Source organism: Pacificoceanicola onchidii, from assembly GCF_004804335.1.
Taxonomy (GTDB): domain Bacteria; phylum Pseudomonadota; class Alphaproteobacteria; order Rhodobacterales; family Rhodobacteraceae; genus Pacificoceanicola; species Pacificoceanicola onchidii.
This window is the reverse complement of the sequence record NZ_SRXY01000001.1, coordinates 373,722-395,152: the sequence shown is the minus strand read 5'-3', so window position 1 is coordinate 395,152 and position 21,431 is coordinate 373,722. Positions and strand designations below refer to the sequence as shown.

Genomic DNA, 21,431 nt, shown 5'->3' with positions numbered 1-21,431 from the left:
CGCCCCTGCGCTTCTTTGGGCCTCAAATACCTTGGGGTCCGGGGCAACGCCCCGATCAAAATTTTGTCCCGGCAAAATTTTCGAGCCCTACAGCCAGCCGGGGCCAAGCCCCGGCCTACAGGCCGTCACGCCAGCCAAAACCGGGTCAAAGCAGAGACAAGACCTGCTCCGGCGGTCGGCCGATCGCAGCCCGATCCCCGGCAAACAGAATGGGCCGCTCGATCAGCTTCGGCTGCTCGGCCATGGCCGCGCGCAGCGTGGCGTCGTCATCCGCCTTGCTCAGCCCCATCTCCTTGAACACCGCCTCCTTGGGGCGCATCATCTCGATGGCAGACACCCCGAGCGCCGCCTGCGCGGCCTCGATCTCCGCCAGCGATGGCGCGTCCTCAAGGTATTTGCGAATGCGGAGCGTCACGCCGCGCTCTTCCAGAAGCGCCAGCGTTTGCCGCGACTTTGTGCAGCGCGGGTTGTGCCAGAGGATCAGCTCCATGTCTCTCTCCCGGTTCCGACGGCCTCGGCCACAGTGGCAAACCCGTCCCGTTCCAACAACGTATCCAGCCCGGTGACGATCTCCTGCACCAAAGACAGCCCGCCATACACCAGCGCCGTATAGAGCTGCAGCGCAGTCGCCCCGGCGCGGATCTTCTCATAGGCCTGCTGTGCCGACCCAATGCCGCCCACGCCAACCAGCGGGATCTGCCCCTCTGTCAAAGCATGCAGCCGCGCCAGCGTGCGGGTGGATTTCTCGAACAACGGCTGGCCCGACAGCCCGCCCATCTCGTCCTTGTGGGCAGAGCGCAGCCCCTCGCGCGACAGCGTTGTGTTGGTGGCAATCACCCCGGCCACGCCGGAACTCAGCGCCACCTCCGCCACATCCGCCAGCCCGGCTTCATCCAGATCCGGTGCGATCTTCAGGAACACCGGCACCGGCCGCGCCAGCCCGTCCCGTGCCTCCATGACGCCCGCCAGCAGTGCCGCCAGCGCCGCCTTGCCCTGCAAATCCCGCAGCTTTTCGGTGTTGGGGGAGGAGACATTGACCGTGGCAAAGTCCAGATCCGCCCCGCAGCGCGCCAGAACCCGCGCAAAATCCGCCGCGCGGTCTTCGCTGTCCTTGTTCGCGCCGAGGTTCAGGCCCAGCACCATGCCCTTCGGCCTCCGGGCCAGCCGCGCCGCAATCGCCTCCATCCCGTCATTGTTGAAGCCAAACCGGTTGATTGCGGCGGCATCCTCGCTCAGCCGGAACAGCCGCGGCCTGGGGTTGCCGGGCTGCGGACGCGGGGTGGCCGCGCCAACCTCGACAAAACCAAACCCCGTGCGCGCCAAGCCGTCCAGCGCCGTGGCGTTCTTGTCAAACCCCGCCGCAAGACCCAGCGGGTTCGGCAACTCCATGCCCGCCAGCGTCGTCTTCAGCCGGGGCGAGGTCAGAACCCCCGCGCTCGGCGCCAGCCCACTGCGCAGCGCCGTCAAGGCCAGCCCGTGGGCGCGCTCCGGGTCACAACTGCGCAGAACCCGCAGCCCAATCTGTTCAATCAAACTCATCCGAATACCTCTCCGGCCTCTGCTGGCGCGTTGCGGATCAGGCGCGAGTCCGCCACCGCCGCCTGCCTGTGCACCACTGCGCCCGCATACTCAGGATCCTTGACCATCGCCATGAAGGCATGGGCCGAAGGGTAGCGGGCAATGAAAACATGATCCCAGGCCTCATCCTCCGGCCCGATCAGCGTGGTGCGAAAATCGCCGCGCCAGAGGATATGCCCGCCCACACGCGCCAGCACCGGCGCGCTTTGCTGGCCATAAAGCGCATAGGCCTCTGCGCCGCTCAGCCCCTTGCCGTGTTGCGCATGGCCTTCGGGATAGGCCGCCGCCGCGCGCAGACGCACAAGGTTCAGCATCTCGCAGGGCTCATCCCGCGCCAGCCCCTTGAATACATCGAATTGCGCGCGGCTCGGGTCGACGTGGCTCACGCGATGCCCTCCGGGAAGACATGGCCATCCGGTCCAAGCGGCAGCGGTTTGTCCCAGACGATCTGGTCATAGCGCAGCGGTGCGTAAAAATGCGGAAACAGCGCGCCGCCCCGCGACGGCTCCCATTTCAGCGCGTCGCCCAGCGTCTCGCTGTCATAGGCCAGAAGCTGCAGCCCTTCCACGCCGGCAAAGTGTTTCGCGGCGGTCTCGCGCGCCTGCTCGGCGGTGGAGAAGTGCACATAGCCATCGGAAATGTCGACCGGCGCGCCAGCGGTTTCGCCGCGCGTCCGGAGAGCGTCCCATTCGGCCGCCCGCAAAATTTTGTAGATCAGCATGGGGGCCTGATTGCCCCGATGCTACGCGGAAATCAAGCGTCCGATTGGCTTTGCTTGCGCCGCCGCAGGACCAGTGCGCCAAGCCCGCCCATGAGCAGCAGGCCGGAGGCCGGGACCGGCACCTGGCTGAGATTGCCGAACTTCAGCGAGTCAAAGCTCACATGCGCGCCCGATACCGTGGTGAAGGACACGGTGCTGAAGGCGGTGTCGCTGACCACGCCCCAGAAGGTCGGGTCACTGACGTCACCGGGCAGAACCACGGTTCCCGGCACAAAGGAGGTCGTCCAGTCACCATTGGTGATCGACAGCGCGTCCTGCGTCGTGCTGTTGAGGAACACGCCAAAGGCGGTGATCGGGCTGAGGAACGTGAAGGTCAGGATGCTGCCGGCGTTCTGCCTGTACCAGATCGCCCCGTCGCCATCCGCCACCGGATTGGTGGAATAGGGCGTCAGGTTGTTCCACTCATGTGCATAGACCGCGTTGGTGCCGCCGGTCTCCGAAACCGTGCCCCAGCCATAGGTTTGCGTCGGAACGCCGTTGAACGACGCGGGCAGTTCTTCAAAATGTTCCAGCGTGAGTGGGGCGGTGCCGTTTGTGGCCCCGGCGTAGCTTGGTAAATCGGTGTAATAGGTCGTCGCCGCCTGCGCACAGGCTGCTGCGGCTGAAAATGCCGTCGCAAGTAAGAATAATTTCAAAACAATGCCCTCACACATAAAGACTGGGAAGAGGTTAACAGGGTTTGGGAATTTCTCCAAACAGAGTCTACACTTACAACCTTTTGGGGAGTCTTGTTCAATTGCCGGGGTTTACCCTTGGATTCACGGTCTTGGAGGCAAAAACCTCGTTAAATTCTGCGCCATTTGCCACGGCGTCGATGAGGGTATTCAAGCCATCGCTGCCCATTTCCTGTGCAAGTGTCGCCACCAAAAGCCCCGCCGAGCCGTAAGCATGTGGCCAGTTCTCGCGCGTTACGGTGTTTTTCCAGTCGCGCAGGCTCTGCGCTTCGGTGATCCATTCCGCCTCGGCCACCGTCTTGGGGGCCTTGTAGCGTGGGTCGGGCGAGATCCAGACGGCCAGCCCCTCGTCGAACCAACGCGGCAGGCTTTGTCGCAGCATCCCGCGCGCGCCGATACGGCGGGCGATGGCCACGCGGCTGAACTCATGGCCCAGGGTGGCTGGGGTCAGCCCTTCAGGGCCGATCAGCACCAGCCGATGCCCATAGGCAAGCCCGGCCACCTTCAGCCCGAACCGTTCCGCACAGGCGGGCGTGCTGCACAGGATCGTGCGATCCGGCACAACCGCCACCCCTTTGTGGAACGCCTCCGCCCGTTTGCGGCCCGCCTCATAGGCGCTGAGTTGCTCTTCAGCCTGTGCGGGGTCACCGCTGAACACGCCCGTCGCAATCTCGGTCAGCCCATTCAGCCCCGGCGCAAAGGCCTGCTGCGGGCCGGGCAGGGCGCAGGCGGCAAGGGTGAGGGCCGCAATCCCGGCCAGCAGGATCCGCCGCGCAATTTTCCAACTCATCTCCACACCCTTTGCACTTGCCTTGGTCATATCGGGGCGCGGCGGGCTGCGTACAAGAACCCGCAGGCGGCGATCCTCCGCCCATTTCCCTCGCTTCTCCGTCATGCGCCTGTCACGTGACGCAGGGATACCGCTGATCAGGCTTTGACTCTTGCCGCAATCAAGGGTCCACTATCGCCACAAACAATAATTGACAGAGAGGTATTCACCATGTCGCTCCGTTTGATGACCAGCGCTGCCGCGCTGAGCCTCGTCGCCGGTGTGGCCAGCGCGGATTATTCGCTGACCATCCTGCACACAAACGACTTCCACGATCGCTTCGAGCCGATCTCGAAGTATGATTCGACCTGCCGCGCCGAAGATAACGCCGAGGGCAAATGCTTCGGCGGCATCGCCCGCATGGTCACCGCCATCAACGACGCCAAGGCCGCCGCCCCCGGTGACGTCCTGCTGCTCGACGCGGGTGACATGTTCCAGGGCTCGCTGTTCTTCACCCAATACGGCGGCGCGCTCGCTGCCGAGTTCATGAACGCGCTCGATTATGACGCCATGGCCGTGGGCAACCACGAGTTCGACAAAGGCCCCGAAGGCCTCTCCGACTTCCTCGATCTCGTGGAATTCCCGGTCCTCTCCGCCAATATCGACGTCAGCCAGAACAACATGCTGGCAGGCCGCGTGGCGAAATCCGTGGTGCTCGAACCGGGCGGTCAGAAGATCGGCGTGATCTCGGTTCTGGCCGAAGACACGGCCGAGACCTCCTCGCCCGGCGAGACGGTGATCTTCTCCTCCATCGTCAGCGCGGCCCAGGCCGAAGTGGACGCGCTCACCGCCGATGGGGTGAACAAGATCATCCTGCTCACCCACGTGGGCCTGCCCGCCGACAAGCGCCTCGCCGATGAAGTCTCCGGCGTCGATCTGATCATCGGCGGCCACAGCCACACGCTTCTGGGCGACATGGAACGCGCCAAGGGCCCCTATCCGACCATCCAGAACGACGTGCCGATCCTGCAGGCCTACGCCTACGGCAAGTACCTGGGCGAAGTGAACGTCACCTTTGACGACGACGGCAACCTGACCGCGCTCACCGGCGCGCCGAAACTGCTCGACGCCTCCGTGGCCGAGGATGCCGCCACCGTGGCCCGCGTTGCCGAACTGGCCCAGCCGCTCGAAGAGATGCGCGCCAAGGTCGTGGCCGAAACGGCTGAGGCCATCGAAGGCGACCGCTCGGTCTGCCGCGCCGTGGAATGCCCGATGGGCAACCTCGTCGCCGACGCCATGCTGGACCGCGTGAAGGATCAGGGCATCGAGATCGCCATCCAGAACGGCGGCGGTCTGCGCGCCTCCATCGACGCGGGTGAAGTGACCATGGGCGAGGTGCTGACCGTACTGCCGTTCCAGAACACGCTCTCCACCTTCGAGGTCTCCGGCGCCACCATCGTCGCGGCCCTTGAGAACGGCGTGAGCCAGATGGAAGAGGGCGCAGGCCGCTTCCCGCAGGTCGCAGGCATGTCCTACACCGTCGATCCCTCGGCAGAGGCAGGCAGCCGCATCTCCGGCGTCATGGTCGGCGGCGCGCCGATCGACATGGAGAAGGTCTACGGCGTTGTGTCGAACAACTATGTGCGCAACGGTGGCGACGGCTACAAGATGTTCGTGGACGCCGCCAACGCCTACGACTTCGGCCCGGACCTCGCGGACGTAGCGGCAGAATTCATCGCCGCCAACGCGCCCTACACGCCTTACACGGACGGCCGGATCACCGTGAAAGAGTAATCTTTCTCAAAGGCTTGATATGGGAAAGGCCCTCGCATCAGCGGGGGCCTTTTCGCGTGGAAAGCGGTCTTTGGACTGCCCTGCAGCGCATGCCCGGAGCGCGTCCTCACTGTTCTGGATTGGTGTTGGTCGAGCTTGGCGCAAGTGGCCTGAAGCGGACATTCCACTCACCACCGGCGCGGAATCAAGGCCGCAGGCCGCCGCGCCATCGACGGGCCGCCCCCCGGCACGGCGATTGGGTTGTCGCTGGGAGCTATGCTTAGCTAGCGCACCAGTGGCTGGGATAAATCGAGGGGATCTGAGGGAGCATCGCCATGCCACGGCCCGTCATGTCGGAGACATGCTTCCAGCATGACGGCGCGGCTTGCGCTCCGGTCGTGAGATCCCGGATCAGGTCCGGGACGGGTTAGTTCAATGAGCACTTCAGGCAAATTTCGACATTGGCGCTGCTCACGGTCAGCGCCGGCGACAAGATGGACGCGGACGGCCGGATCACCCTGAAAGTCCACCCGTTCTCAAAGGCTTGATGCAGGAAATGCCCTCGCCAGGTCGGACTTTCCCGGACTGTTTGAACGTGGTTCGCTTTCTAACCATTTCGACTGAGTTGTTTGGCCATCTGCGATACCGCAGAGAGATCCATTCCCGCTTCATCATCGCGAATAATGCCGTCTTGCGTAGGCCTAAAAAGCGATGCCAGAACAATCGCTTCACTATCGTCGCCCACGTCTTTGCCTTCTTTCATCGCGAGGTAGGTTTCGGCAAACGCTTTCTTTTCGCTGGCATCAAGAGCCAGATGACGTTCGCTGAGGTAGACTCGGTATTGAAGGCGTGCCATCCACATCAACAAAGACATTACGAGCAGCAGACCTGTTATGGTGACGGGCCCTTTCGCCGAGAATTCACGCTGACAGCCTTGAGGAGCAGTGGCATCGCTTCCCGGCGTTTGGCAAATAACTTGCGAAAAACTGTTTGCAATATAGTCCCCGCCAAAGACCGGGACACTCAGGCCGAATACGATAGCAATACCACCGATACCCAAAAGCCATTTCATAGCGGCCTTTGAATTCCGTCTGTGGTTGGTTTCGCGTTTGTCCCATAGTTCGACAGGTGCACGTAGCCGTAGTTGTGCTCGGAAGAGCTCCTGCAAGTTATTGAAACGATCGACCCGCTGTTCCTCAGCGCGTTGGTTATTGAGTTCGAATACTCCGATCCTGACGCGAGTTTCTTCAAATCGCTCTTCGAACAATTGTTCGATACTATTGACCAACTTCTTATGCTGTCGGTCCCGTCTCCGATTGAGCCTCAAAACCACGTCATTGATCCGCTTTGCATTTAGCCTTTGCTCAGCAAGGTTCGATTCCAGTTTAGACTCGTGTGTTGCATTGATTTCCTGAGCGGCGACAACTTCGTCTGCCAATGATTGGACATGGTTTTCTGCATTTCGGACAGCTCTTGCCATCTTCGATGAGGAGACACGGCTATAGGGCAGCGCAGCCGTCACGGTAGCAGCATCGGCTAGGATTCTGCCTTTCAGCACCATTCGTCCAATTTGATCGTTATCCGCGTATTTGGCTCTACTGTTTTTTGCTACAAAGTACACGTAGACTGCCATAGCTTCTGCGGTCCGGTCGCCTTCAAACAAACCTAGGATCAGTTGTCCTTCAAGGCTGTCAGACGGAGGCGGTAAAACAGGACCGCCTCCGGCATTTACTGTTCTTCGATTGAATTCTTCCCGGTATTCCAGCAGATCCATCAAGGAGTTAAATGCTGTTGCTTGTTGCTCAGGCGTCAGAGCGCGTCGGCCTTGAAAGGCGTTAATACTCAGAGCGAAGCCTTCTCGCATATGATCAAGGAAGTGTATCCATCTCTTGAGTTCTTCCGAAAGATACCGCTTCATCCCCGATTTGGAGGGAAACACTACGTCTTCGCGTTTTTCGTAGTGAATACGATACTCTTCGTTTGCCATTTCTACTCTTTACGCTTGATGCTCCCCGGAGCATTGCCACAAAGACTGGGTTTACACAGCGCTGGGTAGACGGCCTCTAATGGCCCCTAGCGTGGACAGTACACCACGACAAAGAGGACAGATGCACGGTTGGGTTGGTCTCGTTGTCCAAGAGAGTATCGAGTGAAGAGCAGCTGTGGAATTCTTAAATATCTGTTAATAAACAAGGTTTCGCCGCGAAACCTACCCCGTAACCGCAATTTCCCGCCCATAGATCGCCGTCCCCCCCGAGGAGTATTCAGGCTCCAGCGCGAACCCGGCTTTCAGCAGCACACGGGCCGAGGCCGGGTTGCCCAGATCGACCCCGCCCACCAGCTTGAGCGGGGCATGGGCCTGGCAGGCCTCGACCAGCCCGGCGACCAGTTCCGAGGCATAGCCCTGACCCCAGGCGCTCTGGGCCAGCAGGTATCCGATATGGACCGTTGGGGCCTCCGGGTTGCATTGATCCGGGGCGAGGATAAGCAGCCCGGCCAGCGTGACTTCGGCCCGTGTTTCGATCACGAAAACCGTGCTCTCCGCCTGCCGCGCGTCGATCCAGCAGCCGATGCCTTGCGGGCCTGAGGAAAGCTGCATCGAGGGTGGCAGATGGGCCAGAACGGGCGGGGTCAGCACGCTTGAGAGCGCCGCCTCCAGAGCCGCGCGGGCCGAAGGAGCCGCCAGATCGGAGCGCCAGTGCCGGACGATGAGGCGGGGGGTGGAGAAGGTCTCGATAAGCATCGCACTCATACCTAGCGCAGGCTCCCATGCCGGGAAAGGCGTGCAAACCTTACCCTGCGCCCTTAGGCTCAGGACCCGTGAGACAGAGTGATCCATGACGTTGACCCTATCCCAGCCCACCCCGGAACTGCCCGTGCGGGATGTGCGAAAAGCGCAGGAATACTATCGCGATTGCTTTGGTTTCGAGATCGGCTGGCACCACGAAGAGGGCCGGATCGGGGCGGTCAGCCGGGGCGATTGCGCGCTGTTTTTCCGCGAGACGGACGGGCCAATCACGCCGGTGGTTTTGTGGATGTTCAGCGCCGATGTGGACGGGGCTTTTGCCGCGTTTGAGGCCCTTGGCGCGACGCTTTCGGGCCCGCCGAAAGAGGAGCCATGGGGCCTGCGGCAGTTCACGGTGACGGACTTCATGGGCCATGAGTTTCACGTCTTCTGCGACTAGAAAAACCTGTCGCGGAAGGCATGGCCAGATGTCGCGACTGGCCTAGAGGATCCGGTTTCGCTGCGGAACACTGGGACCAGCCCGGAGGCCGCGCCATGCCCAATAATGACCCCATCGACTTTGCCCTGAACACCCAGTTCGAAGATCTGCCGGAGCAGGTTATTTCGAATGCTGTCAGAGGGTTGACCGATACCTTGGGGGTGGCCGTGGCGGCCTCGCGCACGGAGCTGTCACGGATTATCAAGGATCATGTGCTGGAGCACTTCGCCGCCGGGACGGGGGCAGGGGCTTTGCTCTGGCAGGACGGGCGCAGGGTTTCGCCCGCAGGGGCTGCGCTGGCCAATGGCATGACCACCGATGCGCTCGATGCCCATGACGGCTCGAAGCCCACAAAGGGGCATGTGGGCTGCGGGGTGGTTGCAGCGGCTTTGGCCACGACGGAGGGCTGTTCGGGGCCGGAACTGCTGACCCGGATCGCCATCGGATACGAGATCGGCACGCGCGCCGGGATCGCGCTGCACGCCTCGGCCAAGGATTATCACACCTCGGGCGCCTGGGTGGCGCTGGCCTGTGCGGCGATCACCGCGCGCGCCTTGGGGCTGAATGCGGGGCAGACGCGGGACGCTGTGGGGATTGCGGAGTACCACGGTCCGCGCTCGCCCATGATGCGCTGTATCGACCATCCGACCATGGTCAAGGACGGCTCGGGCTGGGGCGCAATGGCGGGGGTATCTGCGGGCTATCTGGCACGGGACGGCTTTACCGGCGCGCCGGCGGAGACATTGCAAGGCCCGGTCTGGGCGGATTTGGGCGAGCGATGGTATATCCACGAGCAGTACATCAAGCTCTACCCGGTGTGCCGTTGGGCGCAGCCTGCGGTGGAGGCGGTCCTGCAATTGGTGCGCGATTATAAACTGTCTTATCAGCAGGTTGCGGCGGTTGAGGTGGAGACGTTTCACGAAGCGACGCGGCTGAGCGCCCTGCCGGAGACAACGGAGCAGGCGCAGTATTCGCTGCCATTTTCCGTGGCGGCGGCGCTGTGTCGGGGAACGATTGGCGTGGCAGAGGTCAGCGCGGACGGCTTTGGCGATCCGGAGATCGTGGCTTTGGCGCGGAAAGTGACGGCGGTGCAGCGCGCAGAGTTTGACGCGGCCTTTCCGGCGCGGCGTTTTGCGGTAGTGCATGTGACCTTGGCGGATGGAAGGGTGTTTGCCTCCGAGGTGACGGAGGCGCGGGGCGACCCGGAAGCGCCTGTCTCGGCGGAAGGCATTGCAGAGAAGTTTGACGGGCTGGCGGGGCCGGTTCTGGGGCTGACGGCGGCGCGGGGCTTGCGGGAGGCTGTGGCCGCGTTGGCGGAGGGCGGCTCTGTCGAGGCGGTGATGACGGGTATGGCGCGTCCTTTGGTGAGCGCCGGTTGATCCGGGGGCTCAGCCGCGCGGCGATGTATGAGTGCGTCGAGGGCAGCGCCGGCCTGGGCAGGCGCTTGTGCGATTGGGAGACAAAGGCGGGCCTTCAGGCAGAGGCGCATGGGGCCGCAGGGTCGAACCGGTTTGAAGCGCCTGCCGGGGGGCAGGCAGGCGCTGCCCGGCGTGCCGCCGTGCGGAACGGCTGTATGGTTTGAGGCGTATTGCTGGGGGGCTTTAGGGGGGGTGGTGCGACTTCTGAGTATGGATATCGGAAAACGGTAGGTTCGCGCCCGGCCTCGAGGGCGGGCCATGATGCTTGCACCGTCTTTTCTTCATAGACCAAACATCACAGTTTCCCGAAACGGGTCGATTTCGCACCCGCCCTGAGGGGCGAGGTCGGGCGCGAACCGGATCGACAAGCGATCCGGAGTATAACTCAAATGTGTGCATTTTTGCACTTGCACTGTACATAAATCTCCATTGTGTGCAAATTCACTCTCCCCCATCTTCTCCTCAGAACAAGACGCAAGGCGCGGGTCCCTCCCGCCCCGCGCCGACACAGGAGACACAGACATGAACATTCTCGCAATTCCCGCAAGCAACAGTAGCTCTTCGATCAACCGTGCCCTGATAAACCTTGCCGCGGCGCGGCTGACGGCGGCGGATCCCGCTGTGACCGTCGAGATCGTGGATATCAACGATTTTGAGATGCCGATCTACTCGTCCGATCGCGAAGCGGCGAACGGTGTGCCGCAGCTGGCCAAGGATCTGCTGGCCTTGATCGGCGGCGCGGATGCGGTTGTGATCGCTTTCCCGGAACACAATGGCGGCGTGCCCGCGGCGTGGAAGAACATCTTTGACTGGATGAGCCGGGTGGAATTCAAGGTCTGGCAGGGCAAGCCGGTTGTCATGCTTTCGGCCAGCCCGGGTGGCCGCGCCGGGGCCAATGTGCTGGCCGGACAGGAGGCGATTGCCGGGTTCTACGCGGCAGAGCTTGTGGGCGTGCAGGGCTTTGGCAACTGGGGTGAGGCGTGGGACGCGGAGACGGGCTCCTTCACCTCGCATGTGGATCTGGCCAAGCTGGACGACGTGTTGACCAAGCTTCTGCCGGTGGCGGCCTAGTTTTTGGCTTTGGCAACCGTATCGGTTCCTTCCCCCGGATCGCTTGCCGATCCGGTTCGCACCCGACCTCGCCCCCCAGGGCGGGTGCGAAATGGCGGGACGATGTGAGTGTGCGTACCACAAGTGCATTGAAGGTATGGTTATGCATTTGGCGAACCCCGCCCTCGAGGCCGGGTGCGAACCTATGTTGCAGTCTCAATCTCGAGCGATTGACTGGTTTTTAACGGGTGGTTCTGGCATTTTGCGGCCATGGACCACCCGCTGATTGACCTGATCAATGCCAAGATACGCGCCGCCGAAGAGGACGGCGCGTTTGATGATTTGCCCGGTGCGGGCAAGCCGTTGCCGCCTTGCGATGATCCCGAAAACGCCGTGATGGTGCGGATTTTGAAGGACAACGGGGCGGTGCCGGAGGTGGTCGCCCTGAGCCGGGAGCTGGCGCGTTTGCGCGAAGAGTTGCGCGAGACGACGGACCGGACGGAGCGCAAACGGCTGTTGTCGGATATGTCGCTTCTGGAAGCGCGGATCGAGATTGCGCGGCGGGGGTAGTCGCCCCTTGGCCTTCTCGCCCCTTGGCCTCTGTGCCCCCTCATGTCACTCTGCGGCAAAACAAGAGGCGCAGATGGTTAGCACGCGGCAGCAATACGAGACCTACCCCTATCCCGAGCGCGACCCGGCGGATGAGGCGAAGCGGCTGATCACCGGCTCGCCCAGCCATCCTCTGGAGATGGATCATTGGCTCTGGGGCGGGGCACGGGATTGGTCAAAGCCTTTGAAGGCGCTGGTGGCCGGGGGCGGGACCGGGGACGGGCTGATCCAGCTGGCGCAGGTGCTGACCAGCGCGGGTGTGCCGTATGAGATCACGTATGTCGATCTGTCCGAGGCGAGCCGGGCGATTGCCGAAGCGCGGGCAGAGGCGCGGGGGCTTTCGGAGATCACCTTTCACACCGGATCGCTGCTCGATGCGCCGGAGTTTGGGGCGTTTGACTATATCGACTGCTGCGGGGTGCTGCACCATTTGCCGGAGCCTGCGGCGGGGTTTGCGGCGCTTCGGGCGGCGTTGGCGCCGGGTGGGGGCCTTGGGTTCATGGTCTACGCGCCTTATGGGCGGTCGGGGGTGTATCCTTTGCAGGAAGCTTTTGGCGCGATCTTCGAGGGGCTTGATCCGGAGACGCGTTTGAAGCGCGCCAAAGAGATTGTGAAAGACTTGCCGGAGGGGCATCCGTTTGCGACCAATCCGAACCTTGGCGATCACCATGCCTCCGATGCGGGGTTCTACGATCTGCTTTTGCACGGACAGGACCGGGCCTATGCAGTGACGGAATTGCTCGCGGTTCTGGACGAGACCGATTGGCAGTTGCAAACCTTTGCCACACCTGCGCTCTACGATCTGTCACGGATCACCACGCGGCCCAAGGAGATGGGGGATGCCGAGGCCATGGCGGCGGCAGAAAAACTGCGTGGGACGATCCGGGTGCAGGTGGGCTATGCGGTGCCGAAAGGCGAGGAGCGCAAACCGGCGAAGGGCAGCAACCGCGCCCTGGTGCCGCATCTGCGCGGGGTGCAGGCCGGGGCGTTGGCCGGGGCCGTGGCCAAGGGCAAGCCGATCCCGGTGACACTCAAGGAATGCAAGGCCACGCTGCGCCTGCCGCGCGAGGCGGCGGCGGTGATTGCGGGGATCGACGGGCGGCGTTCGCTGGCGGAGATCGCGGCGGGGGCAAGGCTTGATCCGCTGGCCTTCGGGATGCTCTGGGGCAAGGTGGAGCGCGATCTGGTAGACTGGGGTCTGCTGCTTTACTCAAGCCTCGGGCGAAAGGGCTGAGACATGTGCGGGCGCTTTGCAACCACGCTCCCCCCGGACGCCATGGCGCAGCTTTTCGAGGCCGCGCCCGCCAATGATTTGCCGCCTGTGCCCAATTACAACGTCTGCCCGACCAACCAGATCCACACGATCCACACCGAAGCCGGTGCGCGGCGGCTGACGTCGATGCGCTGGGGCTTCCTGCCGCATTGGTACAAGGCCACGAATGGCGGGCCGCTGCTGATCAATGCGCGCGCGGAGACCATTGCCGAGAAACCGGCCTTCAAAGCCGCCTGCCGCGAGCGGCGCTGCCTGATCCCGGTGAGCGGGTTTTACGAATGGACCAAGGACGAAGAGGGCGCGCGTTTGCCCTGGTACATCCAGCCTGCCGGGGAGGGACCTTTGGTCTTTGCCGGGGTCTGGCAGGATTGGGAGCGGGACGGCGAAGCCCACCGGACCTGCGCCATCGTGACCTGCGCCGCGAATGACCAGATGGCGGCGATCCACCACCGGATGCCGGTTATCCTTGGCCCGGAGGTCTGGGGCAAATGGCTCGGTGAAGAGGGTAAAGGGGCTGCGACGCTGATGACGCCCGCACCGGAGGGGGCGCTGCGGTTTTATCGGGTGGACCGGGCGGTGAATTCGAACCGCGCCTCGGGGCCGGAGTTGACCTGTCCGATTGAGTGAGGCGGAGCGCGGTATGGCGGCTTGGGGCCCATATTGACGAATGCTGCATGATGCATAGATGTCCGCTTCTTTTTGCTCTCTACTTAGCGCGTAGACGGCTCATCGTGACAGGCGTGATCCCCAAAAAGGATGCTATCAACGAATGAGTGAAAATTTCTTCATAGCTGGGGAATGCTTGGCGGAACCAGTTCAGCCGCTCCGCCCCGCCGAGAGCGGCGAGACACCATTCGCGCTCCGCCTTTTTACTCAATGCGTCTCGTAGAATACCATTTGCCCAGTTTCTGATGGGTTCAGATTCAATCATCAGATTTGTAAGCTGATCAGTATCGATCCAATAAAGCGAGGCCTCTTTGGTTGCCTGGATGGATACAAGGGACACGCCATCTCGCGTTCGCGCGATATTCGGCGTGACAACGCAAGGACCTACATAGAGCCCAACGCACACTTCCTTGCCGTCTTGGTCACAAATGCTGCTGGCCAGGCACCCATCCAACAGAATGTACTCATCTGCTTCAGGTTGTTCTTGGTGGGCTACGCGCGCGCCTTTGTTCAAACGCTTACCTCTCCAATGAGACGCAAAACCGTCTGCAAGGCTCAGATCGGACAGGTCAGGTGACTGTGCGAGAAATTTCCGTAGATCCATCTTGGTCTGCCTTATCAAATGATAATGCGTGAGGCTTCACTCAAGGGCAACTTGGCACAGATCAAGGAGGTCCCAAAATGAGTCACACGCTTCTTTCAAGGTACATCGGATTTGCCGCCGTTGGCTGCGGGTTGATTGCTACGGTAATCTACGTGCTGATGATCAGCGTCACGCTTGCCCACATCGAGGCAGTCTCGGGGCAGGTCCCATTCGACATGCGTCCTTTAGGTTATGGTCCTGCAGACGCCACGACGCTTTTTGAGGCGCTTGGTGCCGAGGGGCGCGCGTATTATCTTGGTTACCAGATACCTCTGGACACGCTATATCCGGCCACGCTCGCCTTAACGCTGATCACCACGCTTCTCTGGGTCAGGCAACGGATACCAGAAAGCAAATTAGTCCGATACGGTATCGCCCTTTCCGCAAGCAGTGCTCTGTTCGACTACATCGAGAACCTTGGTATCGTTGCCATGATTTGGAACTGGCCAAGTATTTCAGTTCCTTTGGTCTATGCCGCCAGCACCGCCACGATCGCCAAGTCCGCCATCACAACTTTGGCTGTACTTGTCGTGCTTCTTTCAGGCGTTATCTGGACGCGCCAGCCCAAAGCCGACCTTCGTCTATAGGTGCGCAACGGCGGCTTCGTTCGCCCTCAGGACTTCCGCCTACACCTGAACGAAAGTCTGCTTCGGGCTGGCAGCAGACCTGAGACCACAGCGCGGCGAAGGTCTGCGGCGAGCCCATGGCCGTCATTAAGTATTTTTGCTGCATACGCAGACTGGGAGAAGTTTCTGCGCTGGCCCAGATCCAATCTGCGATGCGGCGGCAAGGTCGCAGGCGTCTCTTCCGTTGCGCTTGAAATATCAAGATTATTCACGCCAGATCAGAAACCGTTTTCAAATCCTGTGATAGCCGGACAATTTCGGATTGCGCGACATTTCCGGGTTCGAATATCGGCAAGGGAATACCGGCCAGTGATGCCGGAACGCTGGTTGCCGCCTGCAATGCGGCTTCGACCGGGATGCCCACCTGTTCGACCATGGTGCGCAACGCTGTCGTCAGATCGAGATCGGCCCCGGCCAATGTTCCATCCGACAAGGTCAGAATGCCATCGTTGCGTCTGATGCTTCGGCCTCCCAGCTCAAACCCGGTGTCATCGGTTCCCGCAACAGCCATGGCATCGCTCACGAGGAAAATGCGCCCCGGGCCTGTCTTTGCGGCCCAGGCCGCGCGCATGGATTGGGGGTGCACATGGACAGCGTCTGCGATGAGACCGCAGGACACATGTCCATCGGCGAGCACGGCTCCGACAAGCCCCGGCTCCCGGTTGCCGAGCTGACTCATTGCATTGAACAGATGCGTGGCACAGCGCGCACCGGCGGCGAAGTAACGTCGGCAGGTATTGTATCCGGAATCGGTGTGGCCAAGCGACACCAGAACGCCAGCCGCCGAAAGGCGCTGCACCTGATCTTCCGTCACGCTTTCCGGAGCAATCGTGACCTTGAGCACGGGCAGGGTCTTTGCCGCGCTCAACAATGCCTCAAGATCCTCCGCCTCCATCGGGCGGATAAGCGCAGCGTCATGGGCCCCTTTGCGTGCAGCCGACAGGTGGGGCCCCTCAAGATGAAGCCCCGCGATCCCCGGCACCTTGGCATGGATTGCATCGGTGGCGGCAGCGATGGCCGCGCGGGTCTTGCCCCGGGTGTCGGTGATCAATGTGGGCAAGAGCGCCCTGACACCCAGCTTGCGGTGCGCCGATGCAATTTCTTTTAGTGTCTCAACAGACGGATCGTCGTTGAACATGACGCCACCGCCGCCGTTGACCTGCAAATCGACATAACCCGGGCTGATGATATCCCCGCCAAGGTCGATGAACTCGCCGTTTCCAGCCACATCCGCATCTGGCCCCATAGCGGTGAGCCGCCCGGCCTCGAAGCGCAGGGCAAGCCCGTCCAGAAGTCGTGCCCCATCAAAGACGCGCCCGTTGCGAAAGATTTGCGCCGCCCCTGTCATACGGTTTCAGTCACTTTGTTGAGGTGGCGCGGCGCATCGGGGTTGATGCCGCGCGCGACCGCGACGGTTTCGACCATGCCATAAAAGGACACGATGGCCGCGATCGGATCGGTAAGCCAATGCCCGGTCCGGACATGTGGCAGCGGCGTGGCCCGTGTCACGGCCTCGCTTGTGGCGAAAACATGCGCGCCTTTCTCGGACAGCGCGTCAGCAGTTTGTGCGACGCTTTCGCCCGCGGCGTCACCCGCCGCGAAGGCGATGACCGGAAAGCCCTGACCGACAATGGAAACGGGTCCATGCAGAACCTCGGCCGACGAATAGCTTTCGGCATGGATGAGGCAGGTTTCCTTGAATTTCAAAGCGGCCTCATTCGAGATGGCCCAGGAGGGTCCCCGCCCCAATGTGAAAAGCGACGATCCGTCAATAGCCGCCGCCGCCGCCGACCAATCGCATCGGGTGGCCCGGTCGAGGTGGTCGGGCAGACCGCGAATGGCGGCGATCAGGTCGTCATCCCCCTTGATCTCGGCGATCAGCCAGAGGCCCGCCACCAGCGACGTCACAAAGGTCTTGGTTGCAGCCACGCTAAGCTCGGGTCCCGCGTGTATGGCCAATGTGGTGTCAACGGCCTTTGCCAGGCGCGATTGGTCATCGTTGGTAATGGCCACCGTCGTTGCCCCACCAGCACGCAGGCTTTCGGTCATCCGCACGATGTCGGGGCTCTGGCCCGACTGCGACACCGACAGGCAGAGCGCGTCCCTGGCCTCCAGATCGACGCCATAGATCGAATTCACCGACGGTCCGACCGATGCCATCGGCCGCCGCAGGATAAGTTCGCTGGCGTATTTCAGGAAGGTGCAGGCGTGGTCTGACGACCCCCGTGCGACAGAGATCAGATACCGTGGATCGGCTGACCGGGCTTTGTTGGCGGCCGCGGAAATTGCATCACTGCCTTGCGATAAGAGCCGGTCGACAGCACCGGATATCTCTAGAATCTCGGTACGCATCTGCGTGGATTGCATGGGCATTTCAGATTGCCTTTCTGTTATCAGAGGCGCAATTCAGCGACAAAATCATAAGCGTCGCCGCGGTAAAGAGAGCGGGTGAGTTCAGCGACCCGACCACTTTTCAAGTAAGATACACGCTCGATGCTCAGCCCTGCGGCGCCCTCGACAACGCCGAGCAGTTCAGCTTCGCGGGGCTCGAGATTGATCGCCGAGATCCGCTGCATCGCCCTGACAGGGCGCATCCCAAGGCGATCGAGCACCTCGTAGAGCGATGTCTGAACTTCCAGCGGGTTGGGCAGGATATCGAGCGGCAGTGAGGCCCGTTCCAGCGCCATCGGCCGACCACCGGCTTCGCGCAGGCGGTAGATGCGGGCAACCTCGTCGCGCCCGTCCAGACCCAGCACCTCCGCTTCCCTGTCAGTGGGAACGAACACGCCCCGTTCGAGCCATTTCGACGTGGTTTCCATGCCGCGCCGGGACATGTCCTCGGTGAAGGAGGTCAGATGCGACAGCGACTGTTCCATCTTGGCCACCGGTTCGCGGATGAAAGTCCCCGAACCCTGGCGCTGTTCAACCAGCCCGTCACGGACCAATTCCTGGATCGCCTTGCGCACGGTGACCCGCGACAGATCGGTGATCTCGGCCAGTTCACGCTCGGGCGGCAGCGACGAATTCGGCGGCAGGATGCCCGAGGCAATGCCGTCTTCCAGCCTTCGCCGCAATTGAACGTAGCGCGGGCCGCTGCTTTCGTTGAACCAACCGTTCTGCCGGAGAAAATCAACTGCGTTCATTGGCAAGTTCCTGTGCAAATGCCAGCGCCAGCGCGATTGCCCCGTCGAGAGGTTCACCCTCACGGTCGGTCACGCTGGCGCGCAGAGCTTCGGGGAGATAGGCGGTGTAATGCGGGCCAATGCCGCCAGTCAGGCAAATCGCCTGGCCCGGGTGCCAGCCCAAGGAATGCAAGCCACGGGCGATCTCTTCTGCGCCCTGCCGCATGATGTGCTGGGCAATGGAGTCTTCGCGCATTGCGTGGTCTGTCACCAGCGGGGCCAGAGCGCCGAATTCCGAAGGTCGCGCCTCGGCCGCGAAGCGGACGATACCGGCAGCATCCTCGAAATCGTTCAGAAGCCGCGTCGTCATGGTCGATGCATCGCGTCGGCCATCTTCGGTCTCAAGTGCCATTTGGAGAGCGGTCCGGCCAACCCACTGTGCCGATGCCTCGTCCCCAAGAACAGGCCCCCATCCGCCGGCGAGGCGGATCGCGCCACCGACCTGCGCGGCATAGAACGACCCCGTTCCACAATGAGCGACCACGCCATCGCGTAGACCAAGCGCGCCGCGCACCGCGGCCACCCTGTCATCGGCGATGCGCACATTTTGAAACGGCAGAGCATCCCGAAGCTGGTTGGCAAGGGTCTCGCAGGTCACACCGGCAAGTCCGACAAAGGCGGGCGCCGCCGCAAGCGCCCCGACCGGACAGGCCATGCGTTCGGCAAGCGCCTCCAGCCCGCGGCCAACCTCACAAACAGCATTTTCGAAATCCGTACAGACATTTGCCGACCCGGTTTCAACCGTGACGGTTTTCGCCTTTGTCCGCGCCGCCACGCGGCAACGCGTGCCGCCACCATCGACGGCCAGGGCGAGAATATGCTTGGTCATGCTCATGGAAATACCAATACAATACCTGTGAAAAGAATAAAAGACCCAAATCAAACCAATAGTCAAAAAAGTGGCTCCATTTGGGTGATATGTGGCGTGAAAACAAAAAACTGGACAAAAGGTATTGGATAGGTATTGTTGCCGGGAGGAGTGGGGGAATCGCATGACCGGAACGCAAACCGAAGCATTGCATGAGATGGCGATGGGGCTCGATGAGCGCCCGCTGGATGACGTCGCAGCGATCCTGGCGCAGGGCCAGATCGCAGCGGCTGCCTCGGTGGCGCTTGTGGCTTCGGATATCGCACGTGGCGCGACTGCCATGGCGGACACGATCCGGGCTGGCGGTATCCTCCATTATGTTGCGGCCGGATCGTCCGGTCTGATGGCGGCAGCCGATGCGCAGGAGCTGGGCGGCACGTTTTCGATCCCGCCCGGGCAATTGCGCGTTCACATGGCTGGGGGCCTGCCCACCGGCGTCGAGATGCCCGGCGATACCGAAGACGACATTGACGGCCTGCAAGAGGCGTTGGAAGGAGTCAGCCAGCGCGACACGCTTATTGCGGTTTCGGCCAGCGGAACAACGCCCTACACACTCGCCGCGGCCCGAATGGCCAAGGCGGCAGGCGCGACCGTGGTCGCGATTGCCAATAATGCCGGTGCCGCGCTGCTTGGCATCGCTGATTATCCCATCTGCCTTGCCACGCCGCCCGAGGTGCTTTCGGGATCGACTCGGATGGGGGCGGGCACCGCGCAAAAAATCGCGCTCAACATGCTGTCCACGCTCATGGCGGTAAGCTTGGGTCATGTGCATGACGGCATGATGGTCAATTTGCGCGCAGACAACATCAAGCTTCGCCGCCGGGCGCAAGCCATCGTGGCCCATCTCGCCCAAGTAACGCCGGAACAGGCCGCCGCCGCGCTCGACGCGGCGCAAGGAGAGGTCAAGGCGGCAATTCTGGTCGCGGCAAAAGAAATTTCGCCCGACAGGGCCACCGCCATTCTTCGGGAAACCGAAGGACATCTGCGCGCCGCTCTGGCGCGGCAAAACTGACTTTGAATTCAACTGGGAGGACCAACATGAAACGCAATACTCTGACCCTCGCGCTCGCCACGACAGCGCTTGTGGCAACCAGCGCTTTTGCGCAGGACGCAACGCTGACAATCGAAAGCTGGCGCAACGACGATCTGAAGCTCTGGCAGACCGAGATTATCCCAGCCTTCGAGGCCAAGCACCCGGGCATCAAAGTCAATTTCAGCCCGTCGGCCCCTGCGGAATACAACGCGGTGCTGAACTCCAAGCTCGACGCCGGATCGGCGGGCGATCTGATCACCTGCCGCCCGTTCGATGCCTCTCTGGCGCTTTACGACGCCGGTCATCTGGCTGATCTGAGCGATCTGGACGCCATGTCGAACTTCTCGGATGTGGCGAAATCCGCGTGGCAGACCGACGACGGTGCGGCGACCTTCTGTGTGCCCATGGCCTCGGTGATCCACGGCTTCATTTACAACAAGGAGGCGTTCGAAGAGATCGGTGTCGAAGTTCCCACGACCGAGGCCGAGTTCTTTGCAGTGCTGGACGCCTTCAAGGAAGACGGCAGCTACATCCCGATGGCAATGGGCACCAACGACCAGTGGGAAGCGGCTACGATGGGCTATAACAATGTCGGCCCGAACTACTGGAAGGGCGAAGAGGGCAGGCTGGCACTGATCGCGGGCGAACAGAAGCTGACCGATCCGCAATGGGTTGCGCCCTACGCGACACTCGCGCGTTGGAGCGAATATCTGGGTGCTGGCTATGAGGCGCAGACCTATCCCGACAGCCAGAACATCTTTACCCTGGGCCGCGCGGCCATCTATCCTGCCGGATCCTGGGAAATCTCCGGCTTCAACGCGCAGGCCGATTTCGAAATGGGCGCCTTCAAACCGCCGGTTCAGAATGCAGGCGACACCTGCTACATCTCGGATCACACCGATATCGGTATCGGCATGAATGCGGCGACGGACAACCCGGAAGCGGCGCGCACTTTCCTGACCTGGGTCGCAAGTCCGGAATTCGCCGAGATCTTTGGCAACGCTTTGCCGGGATTCTTCCCGCTGTCGAGCACACCCGTGGAACTGACAGATCCGCTCGCCAAAGAAATCGTTGGTTGGCGCGGTGAATGCGAAAGCACGATCCGCTCGACCTACCAGATCCTGTCGCGTGGCACGCCGAACCTTGAAAATGAGACCTGGGGCGCCTCGGTTGCCGCGATCAAGGGCACTTCGACGCCTGAAGAGCTCGGCCAGGAGCTCCAGGACGGCCTGGCCAGCTGGTACGAACCGCAGCAGTAAGCCCT

At 62.0% G+C, this 21,431-nt stretch carries 23 protein-coding genes; 10 read left to right on the top strand and 13 right to left on the bottom strand.

The features are described from left to right. Window positions 1-145: 145 nt before the first annotated feature. The 6 genes from arsC to E4662_RS01835 all read right to left on the bottom strand — a co-directional run bounded on the left by arsC (window position 146) and on the right by E4662_RS01835 (window position 3,928). Complete coding sequence (arsC, locus tag E4662_RS01860) at window positions 146-490, bottom strand: arsenate reductase (glutaredoxin) (RefSeq protein ID WP_136439548.1); 345 nt, start codon at window positions 488-490, stop codon at window positions 146-148. Then, a complete protein-coding gene (locus E4662_RS01855; RefSeq protein ID WP_136439546.1) occupies window positions 481-1,539 on the bottom strand; it encodes a quinone-dependent dihydroorotate dehydrogenase in 1,059 nt (352 codons plus the stop codon). Before E4662_RS01855 ends, arsC begins: the two co-directional genes overlap by 10 nt. After that, complete coding sequence (locus E4662_RS01850) at window positions 1,536-1,964, bottom strand: DUF1330 domain-containing protein (protein ID WP_136439544.1); 429 nt, start codon at window positions 1,962-1,964, stop codon at window positions 1,536-1,538. The genes E4662_RS01855 and E4662_RS01850 overlap by 4 nt, the downstream gene beginning before the upstream one ends. After that, complete coding sequence (locus E4662_RS01845) at window positions 1,961-2,299, bottom strand: DUF952 domain-containing protein (RefSeq protein WP_136439542.1); 339 nt, start codon at window positions 2,297-2,299, stop codon at window positions 1,961-1,963. The genes E4662_RS01850 and E4662_RS01845 overlap by 4 nt, the downstream gene beginning before the upstream one ends. A gap of 32 nt (window positions 2,300-2,331) precedes the next feature. After that, entirely contained in the window at window positions 2,332-2,994 is a 663-nt protein-coding gene (locus tag E4662_RS01840) for a VPLPA-CTERM sorting domain-containing protein (RefSeq protein WP_168797871.1), read from the bottom strand. Window positions 2,995-3,091: 97 nt separating this feature from the next. Next, a complete protein-coding gene (locus E4662_RS01835) occupies window positions 3,092-3,928 on the bottom strand; it encodes a hypothetical protein (RefSeq protein WP_168797870.1) in 837 nt (278 codons plus the stop codon). A gap of 105 nt (window positions 3,929-4,033) precedes the next feature. Here E4662_RS01835 and E4662_RS01830 point away from each other — a divergent pair, with 105 nt between their 5' ends. After that, entirely contained in the window at window positions 4,034-5,596 is a 1,563-nt protein-coding gene (locus E4662_RS01830) for a bifunctional metallophosphatase/5'-nucleotidase (RefSeq protein WP_136439536.1), read from the top strand. Window positions 5,597-6,182: 586 nt separating this feature from the next. On the opposite strand, the gene E4662_RS01825 is transcribed toward E4662_RS01830, so the two are convergent. Continuing rightward, window positions 6,183-7,562 carry a DUF6161 domain-containing protein gene (locus E4662_RS01825; protein ID WP_136439535.1) on the bottom strand — a complete coding sequence of 460 codons (1,380 nt, stop codon included), beginning with the start codon at window positions 7,560-7,562 and terminating at the stop codon, window positions 6,183-6,185. A gap of 222 nt (window positions 7,563-7,784) precedes the next feature. Beyond that, the gene (locus E4662_RS01820; protein WP_168797869.1) at window positions 7,785-8,327 is read right to left on the bottom strand and encodes a GNAT family N-acetyltransferase; all 543 of its coding nucleotides are present in this window, start codon (window positions 8,325-8,327) and stop codon (window positions 7,785-7,787) included. 85 nt (window positions 8,328-8,412) lie between these two features. Between E4662_RS01820 and E4662_RS01815 the strand changes: the two genes are divergently transcribed. The 6 genes from E4662_RS01815 (at window position 8,413) to E4662_RS01790 (ending at window position 13,776) form a co-directional block, all read left to right on the top strand. After that, window positions 8,413-8,760, top strand: a complete 348-nt coding sequence (locus tag E4662_RS01815) for a VOC family protein (RefSeq protein WP_136439533.1) — start codon at window positions 8,413-8,415, stop codon at window positions 8,758-8,760. Between the two features lie 95 nt (window positions 8,761-8,855). Continuing rightward, on the top strand, window positions 8,856-10,178 hold the full coding sequence (locus E4662_RS01810; RefSeq protein ID WP_136439531.1) for an MmgE/PrpD family protein: 1,323 nt from the start codon (window positions 8,856-8,858) through the stop codon (window positions 10,176-10,178). Window positions 10,179-10,739: 561 nt separating this feature from the next. Next, a complete protein-coding gene (locus tag E4662_RS01805) occupies window positions 10,740-11,288 on the top strand; it encodes an NADPH-dependent FMN reductase (RefSeq protein ID WP_136439530.1) in 549 nt (182 codons plus the stop codon). 249 nt (window positions 11,289-11,537) lie between these two features. Beyond that, window positions 11,538-11,837, top strand: a complete 300-nt coding sequence (locus tag E4662_RS01800; RefSeq protein WP_136439529.1) for a DnaJ family domain-containing protein — start codon at window positions 11,538-11,540, stop codon at window positions 11,835-11,837. Between the two features lie 73 nt (window positions 11,838-11,910). Next, window positions 11,911-13,110 carry a class I SAM-dependent methyltransferase gene (locus E4662_RS01795; protein WP_136439528.1) on the top strand — a complete coding sequence of 400 codons (1,200 nt, stop codon included), beginning with the start codon at window positions 11,911-11,913 and terminating at the stop codon, window positions 13,108-13,110. Between the two features lie 3 nt (window positions 13,111-13,113). After that, window positions 13,114-13,776, top strand: a complete 663-nt coding sequence (locus E4662_RS01790; protein ID WP_136439527.1) for an SOS response-associated peptidase — start codon at window positions 13,114-13,116, stop codon at window positions 13,774-13,776. Window positions 13,777-13,855: 79 nt separating this feature from the next. On the opposite strand, the gene E4662_RS01785 is transcribed toward E4662_RS01790, so the two are convergent. Next, on the bottom strand, window positions 13,856-14,419 hold the full coding sequence (locus E4662_RS01785) for a Crp/Fnr family transcriptional regulator (RefSeq protein ID WP_136439526.1): 564 nt from the start codon (window positions 14,417-14,419) through the stop codon (window positions 13,856-13,858). Window positions 14,420-14,496: 77 nt separating this feature from the next. Here E4662_RS01785 and E4662_RS01780 point away from each other — a divergent pair, with 77 nt between their 5' ends. After that, on the top strand, window positions 14,497-15,045 hold the full coding sequence (locus E4662_RS01780; protein WP_136439525.1) for a hypothetical protein: 549 nt from the start codon (window positions 14,497-14,499) through the stop codon (window positions 15,043-15,045). A 247-nt stretch (window positions 15,046-15,292) separates the two neighbouring features. Here E4662_RS01780 and nagA read toward each other — a convergent pair whose 3' ends face one another. Genes nagA through E4662_RS01760 form a run of 4 tightly spaced genes read right to left on the bottom strand, consistent with a single transcriptional unit; the run spans window position 15,293 to window position 19,101 of the window. Next, window positions 15,293-16,432: an N-acetylglucosamine-6-phosphate deacetylase gene (gene nagA, locus E4662_RS01775; protein ID WP_136439524.1), complete on the bottom strand. Its 1,140-nt coding sequence runs from the start codon at window positions 16,430-16,432 to the stop codon at window positions 15,293-15,295. Then, window positions 16,429-17,457: an SIS domain-containing protein gene (locus tag E4662_RS01770; RefSeq protein WP_136439523.1), complete on the bottom strand. Its 1,029-nt coding sequence runs from the start codon at window positions 17,455-17,457 to the stop codon at window positions 16,429-16,431. Before E4662_RS01770 ends, nagA begins: the two co-directional genes overlap by 4 nt. 20 nt (window positions 17,458-17,477) lie before the next feature. After that, the gene (locus E4662_RS01765) at window positions 17,478-18,227 is read right to left on the bottom strand and encodes a GntR family transcriptional regulator (RefSeq protein ID WP_136439522.1); all 750 of its coding nucleotides are present in this window, start codon (window positions 18,225-18,227) and stop codon (window positions 17,478-17,480) included. Beyond that, window positions 18,214-19,101: a glucosamine kinase nucleotide-binding domain-containing protein gene (locus E4662_RS01760; protein WP_136439521.1), complete on the bottom strand. Its 888-nt coding sequence runs from the start codon at window positions 19,099-19,101 to the stop codon at window positions 18,214-18,216. Before E4662_RS01760 ends, E4662_RS01765 begins: the two co-directional genes overlap by 14 nt. Before the next feature lie 157 nt (window positions 19,102-19,258). On the opposite strand from E4662_RS01760, the gene E4662_RS01755 reads away from it, so the two are divergent. Together E4662_RS01755 and E4662_RS01750 are read left to right on the top strand one after the other, a co-directional pair. Beyond that, entirely contained in the window at window positions 19,259-20,146 is an 888-nt protein-coding gene (locus E4662_RS01755; RefSeq protein ID WP_136439520.1) for an N-acetylmuramic acid 6-phosphate etherase, read from the top strand. Window positions 20,147-20,172: 26 nt separating this feature from the next. Beyond that, window positions 20,173-21,426 carry an ABC transporter substrate-binding protein gene (locus E4662_RS01750; RefSeq protein ID WP_136439519.1) on the top strand — a complete coding sequence of 418 codons (1,254 nt, stop codon included), beginning with the start codon at window positions 20,173-20,175 and terminating at the stop codon, window positions 21,424-21,426. Window positions 21,427-21,431 lie beyond the last annotated feature (5 nt).

Coding starts and splice junctions, on each gene's coding strand:
- E4662_RS01800 (WP_136439529.1), top strand. CDS start 11,538: ATGGACCACCCGCTGATTGACCTGATCAATGCCAAGATACGCGCCGCC.
- E4662_RS01790 (WP_136439527.1), top strand. CDS start 13,114: ATGTGCGGGCGCTTTGCAACCACGCTCCCCCCGGACGCCATGGCGCAG.
- E4662_RS01755 (WP_136439520.1), top strand. CDS start 19,259: ATGACCGGAACGCAAACCGAAGCATTGCATGAGATGGCGATGGGGCTC.
- E4662_RS01855 (WP_136439546.1), bottom strand. CDS start 1,539: ATGAGTTTGATTGAACAGATTGGGCTGCGGGTTCTGCGCAGTTGTGAC.
- E4662_RS01835 (WP_168797870.1), bottom strand. CDS start 3,928: ATGACGGAGAAGCGAGGGAAATGGGCGGAGGATCGCCGCCTGCGGGTT.
- E4662_RS01810 (WP_136439531.1), top strand. CDS start 8,856: ATGCCCAATAATGACCCCATCGACTTTGCCCTGAACACCCAGTTCGAA.
- E4662_RS01770 (WP_136439523.1), bottom strand. CDS start 17,457: ATGCCCATGCAATCCACGCAGATGCGTACCGAGATTCTAGAGATATCC.
- nagA (WP_136439524.1), bottom strand. CDS start 16,432: ATGACAGGGGCGGCGCAAATCTTTCGCAACGGGCGCGTCTTTGATGGG.
- E4662_RS01760 (WP_136439521.1), bottom strand. CDS start 19,101: ATGAGCATGACCAAGCATATTCTCGCCCTGGCCGTCGATGGTGGCGGC.
- E4662_RS01750 (WP_136439519.1), top strand. CDS start 20,173: ATGAAACGCAATACTCTGACCCTCGCGCTCGCCACGACAGCGCTTGTG.
- arsC (WP_136439548.1), bottom strand. CDS start 490: ATGGAGCTGATCCTCTGGCACAACCCGCGCTGCACAAAGTCGCGGCAA.
- E4662_RS01820 (WP_168797869.1), bottom strand. CDS start 8,327: ATGAGTGCGATGCTTATCGAGACCTTCTCCACCCCCCGCCTCATCGTC.
- E4662_RS01780 (WP_136439525.1), top strand. CDS start 14,497: ATGAGTCACACGCTTCTTTCAAGGTACATCGGATTTGCCGCCGTTGGC.
- E4662_RS01785 (WP_136439526.1), bottom strand. CDS start 14,419: ATGGATCTACGGAAATTTCTCGCACAGTCACCTGACCTGTCCGATCTG.
- E4662_RS01805 (WP_136439530.1), top strand. CDS start 10,740: ATGAACATTCTCGCAATTCCCGCAAGCAACAGTAGCTCTTCGATCAAC.
- E4662_RS01765 (WP_136439522.1), bottom strand. CDS start 18,227: ATGAACGCAGTTGATTTTCTCCGGCAGAACGGTTGGTTCAACGAAAGC.
- E4662_RS01845 (WP_136439542.1), bottom strand. CDS start 2,299: ATGCTGATCTACAAAATTTTGCGGGCGGCCGAATGGGACGCTCTCCGG.
- E4662_RS01825 (WP_136439535.1), bottom strand. CDS start 7,562: ATGGCAAACGAAGAGTATCGTATTCACTACGAAAAACGCGAAGACGTA.
- E4662_RS01815 (WP_136439533.1), top strand. CDS start 8,413: ATGACGTTGACCCTATCCCAGCCCACCCCGGAACTGCCCGTGCGGGAT.
- E4662_RS01795 (WP_136439528.1), top strand. CDS start 11,911: ATGGTTAGCACGCGGCAGCAATACGAGACCTACCCCTATCCCGAGCGC.
- E4662_RS01830 (WP_136439536.1), top strand. CDS start 4,034: ATGTCGCTCCGTTTGATGACCAGCGCTGCCGCGCTGAGCCTCGTCGCC.